The sequence below is a fragment of the Streptomyces sp. NBC_01276 genome (genome assembly GCF_041435355.1).
Lineage (GTDB): Bacteria > Actinomycetota > Actinomycetes > Streptomycetales > Streptomycetaceae > Streptomyces.
Map to the genome: position 1 here is coordinate 6,698,975 of NZ_CP108442.1, position 14,568 is coordinate 6,713,542.

10 protein-coding genes are annotated in these 14,568 nt (G+C 67.0%); 4 read left to right on the top strand and 6 right to left on the bottom strand.

Features of this window, described 5'->3' with window-relative positions:
• The first annotated feature begins 25 nt into the window (after window positions 1-25).
• The 4 genes from OG295_RS30195 to OG295_RS30210 all read left to right on the top strand — a co-directional run bounded on the left by OG295_RS30195 (window position 26) and on the right by OG295_RS30210 (window position 3,594).
• Window positions 26-1,129 carry a helix-turn-helix domain-containing protein gene (locus tag OG295_RS30195; protein WP_371679768.1) on the top strand — a complete coding sequence of 368 codons (1,104 nt, stop codon included), beginning with the start codon at window positions 26-28 and terminating at the stop codon, window positions 1,127-1,129.
• The gene (locus OG295_RS30200; RefSeq protein WP_371679769.1) at window positions 1,126-1,734 is read left to right on the top strand and encodes a hypothetical protein; all 609 of its coding nucleotides are present in this window, start codon (window positions 1,126-1,128) and stop codon (window positions 1,732-1,734) included. The genes OG295_RS30195 and OG295_RS30200 overlap by 4 nt, the downstream gene beginning before the upstream one ends.
• Window positions 1,735-2,158: 424 nt before the next feature.
• Window positions 2,159-2,470, top strand: a complete 312-nt coding sequence (locus tag OG295_RS30205; RefSeq protein WP_371679770.1) for a hypothetical protein — start codon at window positions 2,159-2,161, stop codon at window positions 2,468-2,470.
• A 413-nt stretch (window positions 2,471-2,883) separates the two neighbouring features.
• Window positions 2,884-3,594: a hypothetical protein gene (locus OG295_RS30210; RefSeq protein ID WP_371679771.1), complete on the top strand. Its 711-nt coding sequence runs from the start codon at window positions 2,884-2,886 to the stop codon at window positions 3,592-3,594.
• Window positions 3,595-4,113: 519 nt separating this feature from the next.
• On the opposite strand, the gene OG295_RS30215 is transcribed toward OG295_RS30210, so the two are convergent.
• From OG295_RS30215 to OG295_RS30240, 6 genes are all read right to left on the bottom strand, one after another.
• Window positions 4,114-4,548, bottom strand: coding sequence for an NUDIX domain-containing protein (locus OG295_RS30215; protein ID WP_371679772.1), 435 nt, complete (start codon window positions 4,546-4,548; stop codon window positions 4,114-4,116).
• 106 nt (window positions 4,549-4,654) lie between these two features.
• Window positions 4,655-5,098: an HIT family protein gene (locus OG295_RS30220; protein WP_371679773.1), complete on the bottom strand. Its 444-nt coding sequence runs from the start codon at window positions 5,096-5,098 to the stop codon at window positions 4,655-4,657.
• A 73-nt stretch (window positions 5,099-5,171) separates the two neighbouring features.
• Window positions 5,172-6,596 (bottom strand): TIGR02679 family protein, encoded by a 1,425-nt coding sequence (locus tag OG295_RS30225; protein ID WP_371679774.1) that lies wholly within the window; start codon window positions 6,594-6,596, stop codon window positions 5,172-5,174.
• Entirely contained in the window at window positions 6,593-10,912 is a 4,320-nt protein-coding gene (locus tag OG295_RS30230; protein ID WP_371679775.1) for a TIGR02680 family protein, read from the bottom strand. The genes OG295_RS30225 and OG295_RS30230 overlap by 4 nt, the downstream gene beginning before the upstream one ends.
• Complete coding sequence (locus OG295_RS30235; protein ID WP_371679776.1) at window positions 10,909-12,330, bottom strand: DUF2398 family protein; 1,422 nt, start codon at window positions 12,328-12,330, stop codon at window positions 10,909-10,911. Before OG295_RS30235 ends, OG295_RS30230 begins: the two co-directional genes overlap by 4 nt.
• Window positions 12,330-13,898 (bottom strand): TIGR02677 family protein, encoded by a 1,569-nt coding sequence (locus tag OG295_RS30240; protein ID WP_371679777.1) that lies wholly within the window; start codon window positions 13,896-13,898, stop codon window positions 12,330-12,332. Before OG295_RS30240 ends, OG295_RS30235 begins: the two co-directional genes overlap by 1 nt.
• Window positions 13,899-14,568: the final 670 nt, after the last annotated feature.

Consider the following 14,568-nt stretch of genomic DNA (forward strand, 5'->3'; position numbering starts at 1 on the left):
GCAGACGGCGGACTACTGTCCACGGGTGTCCAGCATCTCCGATCGCGTGAGAAGCCTGATCGACCAGTCGGGCCTGAGCCTCCACGACTTCGCCGACCAGGCTGACCTCGACGCCAAGCATCTCAGCGAGTGCCTCAGTGGCACGAGCCCCCTCTCATCCGTCGACCTCGCGGTCATTGCGGATGAATTCCACGTCTCCATGGACTGGCTGCTCACCGGATCCGAGCCCCCACTGGCGGTGGCAGCGAGAACAACCACTGGAAAGGCAGCCGAAGCACTGGCAGCCGCCCGGGACTACGTTGCCCGGCGCGCCGACCTGGACAAGCTCGGCTATCCGCAGCCCTGGCGGCCGGTCTCATTGACAGTGCGTTCCGGCAATGGCTACGCAGCCCAGGGAGAAGCGCTGGCGAAATCAGCTCTGAGGGCGGTGGAGCGCCAGGGACAGCTACCCCAGAACGGCCTGCCGGAACTGATCGAGACAGTCTTCGGTGCCGATGTGGCTGTCGAGCCGCTGGGTGACGGTTTTGACGGCCTCGCTGCGATGGGCCAAGGTGTCAAGCTCATCCTCCTGAGCACGACATCAAACCCGGCACGTCAGCGCTTCACCCTCGCCCACGAGCTCGGGCATCTCCTCGCTGACGACGACCAGGACGTCCACCTCGATCGCGACATCTTCGACCGGGCTCAGAAGAACGATCCGAGCGAGCAGCGAGCTAACGCCTTCGCCTCAGCCTTCCTACTGCCCGAGCAAAGCCTGCGCGAAGCGGTCGGAGTGGCGAGACTGACCCGGGAAAGCTTTGGCACCCTGTGTTGCGACTTCATGGTCAGCCCTGAGACCTTGGCGTACAGACTGCTCAAGCTGCGCGTGATCGACGCCGGCGGTTGCGACTATTACAAGCGCATGACCGTCCGCGAGGCCGCAGCCATCGCCGGCCGCGTAGAGGAACTCAACCAGCGAGTCGCGGCCTCGGAGGAGAAGAGGCTCCCTGGACTCGTCGTACGCGATACGCGCGCCGCCTACGAGGCCGGCAAGGCGACCTTGCGTCCCTACGCATCGCTACTCGGGGTTGACGTCGACGAGCTCAGAGACGAGCTCGCGACCGAACAGGACAACGGCGGTGCCGCATGAGCGACATCCTGTTCCCGGACAACACCGTCCTGTGCAACTTCGCCGCCGTCGAGAGTCTCAATCTGCTCCGCGCGGTCCTGGACGGCCGCGGCAAGTGGACCGGGGCTGTGGCGCGAGAGGCCCGCAAATCGGCCGAACAGCTGCCTGCCCTCCACGACCTGAGACAGCAGGGCGGCTGGCTCGGCGAAGCAATCCTAGTCACCGCTCCGGACGACCTCGAGAACGTCAGACACCTCCGCACAGCCGTGTTCGGCGGCCAAGCCGACCGGCACCTGCAGCACCTCGGCGAGGCCGAGACCTGTCACGTTATCCAGCACTGGCACCAGTTCGCCGGCGCATGGTGGATCTCAGACGATAAATCCGCGCTGGAGTATGCAAGGGGGCAGGGCATCATGACAGCGGAGACGCTCGACATGATGCAGCTGGCCGTGGAGATGGGACTTGTCACGGCGGAGGACGGCTTCGCCCTGATGCAGAAGATGCACCAGCTGGACCGTTATCCGCGACTTCCTCGGTCCGTCGCCGACCTCAGCCCCCTCCCATGGTCGATTGCTGAACTTCTACCTGGCCAGATCGACGACGAGGCCGCCGCCCACGCCACATAACAACTGCCTCCCCAGTCCGGAAGGCGGGCGCCACGCCGCTTGACGGCGACCGTGGCAGGCGGAGCCCTCGACACCGCCAGCGCCGAATCCGGACCCCACGTGCAGGCCCTGGTCTCGGGAGCCTTCGCGAACGCCAGGGTGCCGCGGGACAAGGGCCGTCACCCACGGATGCCACGGTCAGACGCTGCACTCACGTAGGCCCAGAAATTGCAGCGCGCCTCCTTGAGGGCCGTGGTGGTAGCTGGCCGGGGTGTGCTGACGTGGCGGGAAGTCGGCCGATCATTTGGGCAACGGACGGTTCGCACGCGAACTGTGCCGCAAGGCCGCTGCCCTGCGGGATCTGCGACTCTAGGAGCACCACGCAGACTCCGGCACACTCACCCGCGAAGAGATCACCACCGTACGGGCCACGGATATCTCACAGGTGGCTTTGTCGACGAGCCTCGACACCCCACGAGACCCGCGCACCTGGCCCACACCGGCCCCGCGTCCCGTGCCCCAGTACATCGAGGACGCCCTGCTCGTGGGCAGGACCCTCTCCACCCTGGGCAAGGCTGCTTTCGAAGGGATCCGCGCCTTCGCGGACCATCACCACATCCGTATCGAGGGACTCCCTGACGATCCCAAGACCGAGGTCCCCCCGGAACAGGCCCTGCAGATCATGCGTGACTTCCTCGCCATCCACTTCCCCCGCCTGGTCCCACCCACCCAGGTACCGGAGACCCCGCAAACCTGACGGAGGCCGCACACCGGCCGCCGATGCCGTCGATGATCAGTCCCGAACCACCCCGTTCGCGGCCTGGCGAGACCGACAGCATCAGTGGGCGGTTCACGATTGAGCACGGCGACAGGGGCAGATCCGTAGTCGGGACAGCCTTTAACCCGACACGCCGAAGGGGCGCTCTCAAAACACTCGTCAACATTTCAGGCACCCGCAACGAGCAAGTGCTCCCCACTCTCAGCAATAAGCGTTCTCCGTTCTCGCCTACGTAGCCACACAGGCATACCAGGAGCTCTGCGACAGCATGACCACACCCTGAGACTCACCTGCGATGGCGCTGCCTCGGAATCAGGCATGAAAGGCTGTGCGCATTCCCAGCACCTCAGTGAGTCACGGCCGGGAGCATGCACAACACCGAGGAGAACGCTATGGACCAGTCCGCCCGCGAGGAGCAGCTGCGTGCGGAGGCTGAACGGCACGGGGTTTCCCCAGCCGCGGTCCACCATGCGGTAGAGGTGATCGCCGCTGTCCAGCAGCGCGACAGGGACGACTATCGCCACAATTTCGGCGGCGAACTCACCCTGGACCAGTGGTTCGAAGGGTACGGCACGGATGGGTTCAACCAGCTGCTCACGTACGCGGCAGGCAAGGCTGGCCTCGGCGACGACGGACCAGGGATCCTGCGGCGTGTGCTGACCGCGGCTGCGCTCGCAGAAGAGGACCCCACCGCGGAGAGCCCAGCGCACCGGCTTGACTTCGCCGTCCGGCCAGCAGGACGAGACGGCTCCGTAGGTCACACAGCCGTCGGCGTATCCCGGGCGGCCGAGCCGGACCCCGCAGGGCAGAAGTCTGAGGAAGAAGCCGACGACTCTGGCCCTGTGATCCTCTTCGGCGAACACCCCGAACACGGATGGATCGCCGACGGTCTGTACGACGACTCCATTGTCGCGATCCTTGAACAGGCCGGCTTCTGCTATGACTCCGCACTGGCCACCCACCGCATCCCGGCCGCCGTTGACCCGTGGGTGGTCCTGCGCAGAGTTGCCAGAGCTCTGCAGAAGCGTGACGTGAGCTTCCGGATCCTCGACGCCAAAGCGGCCGCGGAGGCCGCAGGTCTCCCGCCAGACCCCGACCTGTAGCCCGCATGTGTCAACGCTCCCTGTCTTCAGGTGCCCGCGACAGCAAGCACTAGGCAGGAGGGAACCAGTGCGCCCCCTCCCGGGCCCGGGCCCCGCGCCACAGGAGACGTCAACGGGATTAGTAATTCGGCACAGTTTTCCCGAATTCGTTCACGTGGTGCCCGACGACGGGGCGGGGGCTGTCCGGAGGCCAACGACGGTCTCCACGACGTCCCTTTGGGCCCTGAGGCATGAAGGTGGCCCTGACGCCGGGGAAGCCCGCTCTGCGACATCAGGGCCGTTACACGAGCCGGCTCGAGGGGTCGCCGGGTGTGCTGCTCCACCAACACCATCGACGCGAAACGGTCACGCCGCTCCTGAGGTGGATGGCCCTCTCGGTTGCGTCACACGGCGGCCGAGTTCGCGGCAGCCGCGTTCATCCTCAACGCCAGCATCGAGGTGGCCAATCCGCGCCACCGCTTACCTGATCACAGACCCCATAGCGTCTCCCCTCGCGGGCGGGTGGTGGAGTCAGAGCGGCTAATCGCCCAGGCGTCCCAGGAGGGCTCCCTGGCCGGACTGGAGGACATGTGCAACCTCCAGCCGGATCCAGAAGCATTCGAAGCGGGTCGGCTCCTGTTCGCCGTCGTGGTCCTCTTGACTCATCCACCGCTCGGGGGTCGGCTGGGTGAGTTCCAGATGGAACACGTGGCGGTGCTGGATCTCGGAGCGGTACGGGCTGATGTCGTATTCGGTCTCGCCGAGCTTGCGGACGATCTTGAAGTCCGAGAGGCCGGTCTCCTCGCGCGCCTCGCGAAGCGCGGCGTCCTCTGGGGTCTCACCGGGGCGGATGCTCCCTGCAGGCACCTGGATGCCTACCTCTTCGTAGGAGTAGTCGGTGTGGCGGAACACCAGCAGGCGCCCGTCGCGTACGACATAGGCCAGCGCCTTTTCCTTCGTGCGCTTCTCGGACATAGCGATAATCCTCCGTTCGCTGCGGAGCTGCGGAGTGAGATCAGGGGCAGCAAGACCTGGGTGGCGTGAGGCTGAAGGCTGTGTCCCGCTCGGAGAGCGATGGTCGTCAGCGTTGCCTGGCGTAGAGGGCAGCGAGGCCGCCACGGACGGCAGCAGCCGTCTTGTCAAGCTGGTCTCGCTCCTGCACGCGCCAGTCAGCATCAATGCGAAATGGGTCACCGGTGAAGCGGGGGAAGACGTGCAGGTGAACGTGGAAAACTTCCTGGAAGGCGGCCTCACCGTCCGCAAGGAACAAGTTGACGCCCTCACATCGCAAGCCTGATCGCCGCAGTGCCCGTCCGAGCTGATGCGCCACTTTCCAGACCTGGACGCCGACGTCCTCCTGAAGATCCTCCAGTCCCACAGCGTGCGCCTTGGGGATGACCAGCAAGTGGCCTGGAGTGACGGGCTGGAGATCCATGAAAGCGATCACCGATTCGTCTTGGTGGACGATGCTGGCGTCCGCCTGACCTCTCGCCATTGCACAAAAGATGCATCCGTCGTCTGCCACAGCCTGCCCCTCAAGGCCCGAGTACCTCGTGCCGCTCACAACATCAGAAGCGGTACGAAGGCGCGAGCGAATTTCACCCGGCATCTGGCACAGCACCGCCCCTGCCGGAGACCATGGGAACCGTCTCACCGCAAGAGCCAGGGCGGGGCCACTTCGCCCCGTCACCACCCCTCAATTCGTCTGCGTGACCCGCCAAGTGGGGCCGCTCGAAGCCAACATGCTGGAGCCGCTGATCAACGTCACAGTCAGGAGGGGACCAATCGGCCAGGAGTGTATCGGTGACCGCCTCCTCGTAGACGGCGCGGTTCTCCCTTTTCATGACCTCGGCGAGTTCTGGTTCCCAGGGGGTGCCCTGCGGCTTACCGCTCAGCTGGACGTGATCGCTGTCGGCGCGAACCCCGTTGAGGTAGTCGGCGGCGTTCATACGCCAGGGCTGGGCCTGGTAGCGGGTGCGGAGCTGATTCGTCATCTCGATGCCGGGCCAGTCGAAGTCTCCGTGGTAGAGCAGGGTGCCGCCTGCGTCGGTGATCAGCCGAGCGAGTCGGTGGAAGGCGGTCGAGGGGCGGCCCTCGGTGCAGATCAGGGGTGGGCTGCTCGTGCCGAGTTCGCCGGCGGCGCGGCGGAGGACGGCTGGGTTCTCGCAGACGTACACCGTCGGCAGGTTCACGGTGATGGGCAGGGTGATGAGCTGGTGGAGGGTGATGTGGAAAGGGGCACCGTAGCGTGCGGCGTCGGTGAGCCAATGCCCCAATCCCTCTCCGGTCGCTGGGAGGTTGAGGACGAGGACGCGGCTGGCAAGGTCGTCGACGATGACGTCGAAGGTGTCCCACAGCTCGCGCCGGGCCTCGGCTCCTGATTCGAGTGGGATTCCGCGCGCCATGGCCAGCGCTCGCAGGACCAGGGTGGGCAGGGAGCCGCGGCCGGGGTTGAGGGCCTTGGTGTCTCCTGTGGTGGCGTCTGCCAAGGCGGGCAGCATGACCGGAGGCGAGCCGTTGGGCCTGCTGTAGAGGTATTCCAGGACGCGGATGGCTTGACTGAGGACGTGGGTGTCGTTCTTGTTGATCAGCCCGGTGATCGTGCCGTCGGATGCGAGGTCGGCCAGCCATTGCCTGTACCAGGGGTGCTCGGCGTGCAGCAGGTTGGCCTCGGCCTCAGCGAGGATCTCCTGCCGGGCGTGATCGAGTGTGGTTCGCTCGCTGGCGCGGAAGCGCAGCTCGGGGCCGAGGTGTTCTAGGACATCGCGGAGTGACTTGCCCGTGACGTTGCGTACGCTTTCCTCCAATGCCGCGAGGGGGATGGTGAGGCTGCGGACATCGGCCGAGCGGTAGGTGCCGGTGATGCCGATGACGGCGTTGCGTTCGGCGGTGGTCGGGTTGGTCAGGCCGATAGAGCCCTTGATCTCGCCGCCGTTGCGCTCGAGCGAGCGCCGGGCAGCGGCCAGGAGCCGGTGGAACTCGGGGCCCTGGTAGCGCTCGTATGCCTCTGCTGACGTGGTCATTCTGATTCCTCGGCGTCGTCGTTCGCCGACTCGTCGTCGGGGATGTCAGCGAGCAGTCCTGCCTGTGCGGGGACGTGGCGGCGGGGTGTGAAGCCCAGGAGTTCGGCGGCCAGGTCGTCGGATCCGGGGTATTCGAGGTCATCGAGGATCTGTTCGCCGTCCCAGACGAGCAGCATGGCGGAGACGGTGTGGGATGCCTCGTCGTGCTTCATGTCGTAGTGCGAGATCTGCGGCACATCGGGGTAGGTGATCCACAGGTCGTAGCCCGTCATGAAGAGGTCGAGGTCGAACTTGGCGGTGAGAGCGAGAAGGTCGGGACGGTACTTCTCGTCAATGCCGGCGAATGCCTCATCCAGGGCGATCAGCCGCGGGCAGGTCGGGTACGCCGAGCTGTACTGGGCGTGGGCGGCTGCGAACAGCGGCAGGTGGATGGAGGCGGACTTCTCCCCGCCGGACATCACGCTGTGCTTGGCCTTGGTGAGGAGTTCCCCCTTCCGCTTCTCCTCCTGGCTCATGCCCGGCCGGAACAAGCGGAGCTCGAACTTGCGCCAGGCGCGGTAGTCCAGCACCTCGGCGATCACCTGCTGGTAGCTCCTCTTCGTATCGGCAGCGGCCTTGGCGCGAATCTGGTTGCGCAGGTGGGATCGCAGTTCGGCCAGGCCGGCGGGGCCGAGACCGGAGGCGTCCTTGTCGAGAAGCCTGTTGACGGCCTGCTGGGAGTCGGTGAGTGCGTCGGAGACAACCCAGTTGATGCCTACCGTCGTACCGGAGGACATCGGCTTGGACCGGGTATCGGCATCCATGCTCTTGACCAGGTCGCGGGCGGCGACCGTACGGTCGTGGATCTGCTGGGCCAGCCCGGTCAGGAGCCCGTCTTCCAGGACGGTGCGTTCCTTGTCTTCCAGCAGCACGCTCTGATCAGCGAGCTGTTCGGCCAAGCGGCGTGCGAAATCCGCTACAGGTGCCGGTCCTTCGCTGTCGGTGACTCGGGCCAGGATGATGTCGCCGGCCGGCTCCCACTCGAAGAGGTAGCCCTGATCGGATTCCAGGAGGGCTGCCTCCAGCGTGGTGATTGCGCTGGAGATCTTTGTCGTGACGGTCTTAAGGAGGCTCGCGGTGATCGCGCGACCGCGGGTCGCCTCGTCGAGCGCGCTGATCAGGGAGGCGATGGACTCGGGGACGACGGTTCGGGCGACCGCCATGCCCGTGAGGGTGGTATCGGGCGATGTGAGGCTGTCCATGAGGGCCTGGACTGCCTGTTCGGGACTCGGCCACATGTCGTGCGGCAGCCAAGCGGTGTCCACGGTTGCATCGAGCAGGCCGAGCAAGTCGGGCCGGGCGTACGGCTCAAGGGTGAGGGTGGTGCGCACCTGCTCGGCCACGGCCGTGGCCAGTGCTGTACGGCCGAACTCCAGGGCATGGTCGGCTTTCAGAAGCCGGTCTCGCTGCTCCTCGGCGTCCTTCTTCGCACGACCGTATGTCTTGCGTGCATCCGCGAGCTGCTCCTCGGATTCCGCGATCTGCTGCAGAATCATCTGAAGGGGTGCTTCGAGCGTCGCCTCCTGGGTGCGCAGACGTTCGTCCTGAACCGAGAACTCATCCTTGCGTGCTTGCAGCGCCTCGGCCTGGTCCGTGCAGGACTCGGTCTGGGCTTCGATGATCTCCTTGCGGCTGGAGATATCGTGCTCGGCAGCACCGGCCTGCTCACGGCAGGTGGAGAGCGCCTTGCCCGCGTCGACGAAGTCGTCGATGGCCTGGGCGACATCGTCCAGTTCTTCACGACGAGTGGGCAGACGCGCGGCCGTGGCGGCATGCCGAAGCTGCCGGCTCTTCTCATGGGCCCGGGCGATCGCCCCGTCGAGTCGCTTGCGTGCTTCGGTGAGGCGGCGGCGGGCTCCGGCGACCTTCTCCGCCACCACTGCCACTTCGCGTACCGCTTCGGTGATCGCCTGAGTGCGGGGGAGCTCACGCCTTGCGCGGTCGAAGTCGTCGAAGGCTTCTTCCGCGTACCGCTGTTGTTCCCCGATGCCGGCAAGCTGAGCTTCCAGGGCGACGATGGATTCGTCGAGGCGGCGCAGCCGTTCGCGCCGGCGGGCGGCACGTGCGGTGGCCCCGATGTACTCCGGCCGGGCCTTGGGATGCGCACCGGCCTGGATGCCGAGGCGGAAGTGCGAACCCGTGGTCACCGAGGGAGCAGACAGCTCCTCGTCCGCTGCCGGGACGTCGTCGGTTACGGCGATGGATGCCAGGACAGCCTGGACAGCAGCAGAGCCCACGTGCTTCTGGTCCTCGACGACCAGCACATCGGCCAGGGTGCGGCCGGTGGGCCGCTGTGCGGGAGGCAGCGGGCGGAGGAAGGCGTCGGCGACCTTGTCGTGCAGTGCCCGGTCGGTCAGCGCAGGGTCGGGGTGCAGCCAGGCGGTGAGCAGGCCGGCCGCGTACAGCGCGCCCTCCATGGCGGCTGCCTGGTCGTCGGGGACGTGATCAGCGAACCGCACGAGCTGCCACAGCGGAGCGCCGGGCCGCTCGTCGCGGCTGGCCGGGCGCAGGTCACTGGGCGGCGGCGCGTCATCGCCCTCCGCTGCCACGGTGTCGCGCTCATCCCGCCTGGCCCGCAGAGTGTCCGCAGTGTCGCCGTGCTGCCGCTTCAAGGTCTCGACGCGGGTCAGGGCGCTAGTGCGGCGCTGGTCGGTGAGGGAACGGAAGACCTCCGGCAACGGGGCCACCTCGGCTTCCCCCACAGCACCGATGGCCGCGCGCAGCACGTCACCATCCGCGGAGAGCAAGACCGCGGTGTCGTCGCTACCGCTCCAGCGGCTGGCGAACGCGTCCAGCTCCTGGCCGGCCGTGGCGCGGGCGAGGTCGAGTTTGTCGGCTGCTGCGGCGGACTGCCGCTCGGCCTCGGTCAACTCACCGTTCGCCGCGTCACAGTGTTCCTGCTCGCGCTCCTGGTCCTTCGCGGCGGCGTCGGACGCGTTGAGGTGGGCGCGTACGTCCTCCAGCTCGCTGCTACGCGCGGCGCCCCGACCGGCGACCTGCGAATCCAGCTCGGCACCGAGATCCAGCGCGTCGTCGTCATGCAGGATGCCACAGCGGCGTGCCGCGTCCATGAGGCTGTGGGTGTGCCGGGAGGCCGCGCTCCGCAGTTCATCGTGCCGCTGGAGGGCACGGTCCGCCTCGTGCTTGAGGGCGGCCAAGCTCTCCTGGGCCCGATTGAGGTGGCGTCCACTGTCGATGATGCCCAGGCGCTCGGTGCGTACGCGCTCGCGCAGTTCCTTGAGCCCGTCCTGCTTCTTGATGGCGTCGTGGTTCTTGTACTCGGCCAAGCGAGCGCCGATCTCGTTGCACTGGCGTTCGGCGGTGTCCCGCTCCTGCTGTGAGGCAGTCAGCTGCCGCTCGGCGGTGCGGTGGCCGCCCGCCGCTTCCAGGATCGTCTCGCACCGGGCGGCCGTGTCCTGGATGCGCCCGGTGACGTGGTCGACACGGTCACGGGCATGGGCGCGCAGGTAACTGGTGTATTCACGCAGGAAGTCCCGGACCGCGGTATCCGCCCCTGTGAGGGCGTTGAGGAGCGCTTGGATCTCGGCGAGGTTCTCGAAGTCGCGGGCGGCCTGCAGGATCAGGGCATCGTCGACGGGACGCAGTCCGGCGGTGAGGGTGTCGGACACCTTGACCGGGTCGAGGTCCTTGGCCAGCAGAGGGCGCCGCAACTGGAGCAGCAGGTTGACCAGCTGGTTGTAGCGCTCGCGGCCCAGCCCGAACAACCGATCGTCGACAGCCTCGCGGTACGCCTCCGCCGTAGCGTACGTGGCTCCTTCGCCCAGCAGCGTCTTAAGGGCGTTCTCCCGAAGCGGGCGGGAGGCAGCGTCCAACAGGCCGAAATCGATGCCGACTCTGCCGTCGGTGACAAAGAAGAAGCGGGCCGGCGTGGACATGGGCTTGGTCACCCGCATGCCGAGCCCCACGGTGACGGCTTCGAGGACCTCGCCGTCGGGTCCCGTACGGGCAAACTCCATCCATACATAGCCGTATGCGGACTCCTGCCCCTTGTAGAGCAGGTTCGACTTCATGGTCCGCTCTTCGCCGCTGAACGGATCAAGGCGCCGAGCGTCGAGAACACCGTCCAGGACCAGCGGGAACAGAACCTCGAGGGCCTTGGTCTTGCCGGAACCGTTGTGTCCTCGGAGGACCAGGCGCCCGTCGGCAAAGACGAACTCCTCGTCGGTGTAGTCCCACAGGCCGATGACCCCGGCGCGCGTGGGCTTGAAGCGAACCTCCGACTCGTCAGCGGTGCGGGAGTGGGGGATGAGAGTCATCGAGAGGTTTCCTCAGTGGGGAAGTCGAGGGCGAACTGGCCTTCATGCGCGGGGCGGGGCAGGACGGCGGTGATGTTGCGGTAGCGGCCGGCCGCGGGCCGCACCAGGACCCCGCCGGGGACGATGTGGACAAGGCGCAAGTCCGCCAGGAGCGTGACCGTCTCTGCGAGCAGCCCGCTGGGATCGGCCTGCCACTTGTTGGTGAAGGAGGAGGGGCCAAACTCTTCATAGAGTTCGGTGATCATCTGCTCCAGGGCGCTGTGTTCCACGAAGGGCAGGCTTGCCTGCCTCTCCTGCTCTGGGGCGGCCGGATCGGTGTCGTCCATGTCGTGGCCGGTGTCCTCGTGGCGGCCGTGAGCCAGGGCTTCGAGCGTGCCAGCCTGGGGGAGGGCCATGTCGATGCGGCTCAGCAGGTCGGCGTGTTCCTCCCCCGGGTCGGGCGGCAGGAGGTACCGCAGGCTGCTTGCTCGGTCCGGGTCTTCCCGCAGGTCCGCGACCTTCGCGAGGATTAGCCCGGCGGTGCGGTTGACTGCTCCGCCGCGGCCGGGGAACCTCTTGTCGGTGAAGTGCCCTGTGGTGTCGACGAGCATGACCCCCTCGGCCCGGCGCTCGACAGGCAGCCCGGTAAGCCGTGTGAGGTCCTCGGCCAGGGTGGGCTGGCGCAGCGCTGTCGCTGTCTCCGTGTCGGTGTCGCCGAAATAGACCACCGGGTACTCGATCAGCAGCCGACGGGCTCGCTGGGCAGCGAGTCGCCGACGGGGGTCCCGGCCGGTGCCGGCGGTCGGTGTGTCCAGCAGTCCAGCGGCGCTGACCAGGTGCTGCAGGGGCTTGCTCGGCCGGAAGAGCGCCGCGCAGGTGTTGTGGTCAATGTCGAACAGTGCGTCCCCGCGGTCGTGGTCACGGGCCCAGTCCTCCATCGAGCCATCGGAGATCCGCAGCGCACCCCGGTCGACGAGCCAGTCCATCACGTCCACTACCGCGTCCTTGTGGCCCGGTGAGGTCGCATCGAAGCCCAGGTGCTCGATGGCGTTGGCGGACGGTGCGAGGAGCTTGACGAGATCGGCGAGGTTGATCTCGACCCGTGACCGATGCAGGCAGGCCAGGATCAGGCAGAGGTAGGCGAGTCGTCGCCGGTCGAACGGTCTCTTGCTCTTCACCGTGAGGAACGCCTGGCTGTCATCGAAGGCATCCAGCCGCCGCAGCAGCCGTGCGTGACGGGCACTGGTCTGTAAGGAGTAGCCGAACAGGTCCCGGAAATCCTTGGCCAGCTCGTCGGCCCACTGCAGCACCAGCGCGAGCGCCTTGGCCCGCGGGTAGCTCTCGGTGACGAAACCGTGCAGCAGCATGAGCCGGGCCGCTTGCTGGTACGAGCCCAGGTCAGGAGTCTCCACGGAGGTGGCTACGCGATGGGCGGACATCAGGGCTTCTCCGTTCGACGGCGGCGCATCGCACCATGAGGCTTGATCTCCAAGGCGAAGCCGGGCAGGTGCAAGGTGCCGGTCTCGGTCCGAAGCCGACTGCCATGCTCGTTCGGCACCAGGCGCAGCGTCAGGACGTCGCTGTTGCCGGTACCCGATCGCAGCCGACCCGCGACCACCGTCCGGGCCTGCAGGGCACGTGTCAGCAGCTTGAGTACGGCACGGGCCTCCGCCGCGTTCAGCACCCGATCGTGGGGCCCGTGGTCCAGGAGATCCGTGGCCGCCTCCCTGTCCGCGGCCCGATCCGCCAGCTGTTGCTCGCGCAACCGAGCATGAGCGCCACGGCGCGTACGGACTGGCTGCGGGCCGCCCGGTGCCGGCCGCTTGCCATGGCGGAACAGGCTGATGCTGACCTCCACCCCGGGGGCATCCCACCACGTCGCCCGCGGAGAGATCTGGTCGTCATCGTCATGCGCACCCGACAGGTGCCGCACCGAGCGCAGGTCGAAGGCAGCGGAGACCAGGGCGTTCGCCGCCTGTTCGTCCGGCGCACCAGCCGCCCAGGCGGCGAGATGCCGCAACTGGGTAGTCCGGCTCACCCCTCCTCGACGAGACTCCGTCACCTGCCGCAGCAGAGCAATGACTCCCGAGATGGCTGAGCGGGTAGCTCCCTGCAACTGAACGGCCTTGGTTTCCCCAGTGCCGTCGGCCAAGAACCACTGGCGCAGCCCCGTCCAGCGCCGACGCCAATCCTCAAGCCGCGCGGCCGGCCGCATCATCGGCCGCTCATCCACCGCAGCGGCCCGCTCCAGCAGGGTCTCCACCCCGCTGTCTTCCACCTCGTACACTGCCTCCGCCAGCCGGGGCGCGTAGCGCTCAAGCTCCGCCGTGAACTCACTCATGTGTGCCAGCAGCGTGTGCTTATAGCGCAGGAACGTCTCCGGAGAGACGTCCGTCGTACGCGCCACGTCGTTCAGCGTCAGATAGAAACGCGCCGCCCGCTGCGTCATGTCCGCCAGCACACTGTCCAACCGGGCGAGCTTGCGGTACACCTCGTCCCGATCGCCCTCCCGGTTCGCTGTCGCCAGCGCCTTGAAGTCAGCCAGGATGTCGGCGAAAACCAGCCGCGACAGGTTCGCGTCCTGCACCCGGGAGCCGATCACCTCTTCCACCGCGCAATAGACGCGGTACCCGATCTCCGTGAACTGGTAGACCGACTGCCGGTTCCGGTACGCGGCCAGATTGCCGCACCGCAATGGGTCCTCCACCCGGTAGAGGACCTGCTCGTTGTCCGAAGAGAGGTTGTCGAGCATGGCCCGCAGGTTCAAGTCCGTGGCGGACGGCACCTCGTCGTGCGCTGTCGCGAGCTCCTTCAGTGCGTTCGCCACGTCGTCGGGATGGACCTGCAACTGGTGTACGGCCCGTAGCACGTTCATGGCCCGCAGGACCCACAGATATGCCACATGCTCATCACGCTGCGTGAAGTTGAACAGTCGCAGGCGGTCGCCCACCGTCAATGAATCAAGATCGAATGACTCCGAGACTCCCGAGTCACCACGCTGGAACACCTATGCCACCCCTCGTCTCGCCACGCATTGCGCATACCCTGACAGACGCCACTGACAATCGCCCCGCGGTCGGGAAGAGAGGCCGCCTCCACCCCCCTTCAGCGCTTTCGGCAGTCAACGCCTGTTGCGGCCCAGCTCCGTGCCGAGCAGGTTCGGGAAGAAGATCTTCTAGAAGCGCGATCGGAGCACCGCATTGACTGGGCTCGATATGAGGCGGACCGGGGCCAGTTGCAGCCCCCGGGAACGACCCGGGGGTTCTTCGCGGCCCCCGAAGGTACGGAGGCGCAGGCCCGGGAGCAAGCGCACGCGTTAACCGGCGCCCTCGCAGGGGTACTGGGAATCACGGGGGGCCTGGCTGGCACGGCGCGAGCTGGCCGACTCCCGCTCTGAAGGCGTGCACATGGGCAGGCGACCCTCACAAGGCGCAGTTTGTACGCCATTCGGTCAGTAGTGCCAGGGTCGCGTCACCGTAGGCTCGGGCACGCTCCCACATCTTGTGCCGTTCGGTGTGTAGCCGGCGGGCCTCGTTCTCCATGCCTGGGCGAACTCTCAGGGCGGCAGGTGTCCACGTGCCATCCTGGGCGCGACCCGACTCGGTGACCTCGTAGAGGGCGGAGGAGCCCCGGATGTTCTTGGCCAGGCGGCTCGCGCCCAGTAGCTCTGCCTGACG

Coding starts and splice junctions, on each gene's coding strand:
- OG295_RS30210 (WP_371679771.1), top strand. CDS start 2,884: ATGGACCAGTCCGCCCGCGAGGAGCAGCTGCGTGCGGAGGCTGAACGG.
- OG295_RS30235 (WP_371679776.1), bottom strand. CDS start 12,330: ATGTCCGCCCATCGCGTAGCCACCTCCGTGGAGACTCCTGACCTGGGC.
- OG295_RS30215 (WP_371679772.1), bottom strand. CDS start 4,548: ATGTCCGAGAAGCGCACGAAGGAAAAGGCGCTGGCCTATGTCGTACGC.
- OG295_RS30230 (WP_371679775.1), bottom strand. CDS start 10,912: ATGACTCTCATCCCCCACTCCCGCACCGCTGACGAGTCGGAGGTTCGC.
- OG295_RS30200 (WP_371679769.1), top strand. CDS start 1,126: ATGAGCGACATCCTGTTCCCGGACAACACCGTCCTGTGCAACTTCGCC.
- OG295_RS30225 (WP_371679774.1), bottom strand. CDS start 6,596: ATGACCACGTCAGCAGAGGCATACGAGCGCTACCAGGGCCCCGAGTTC.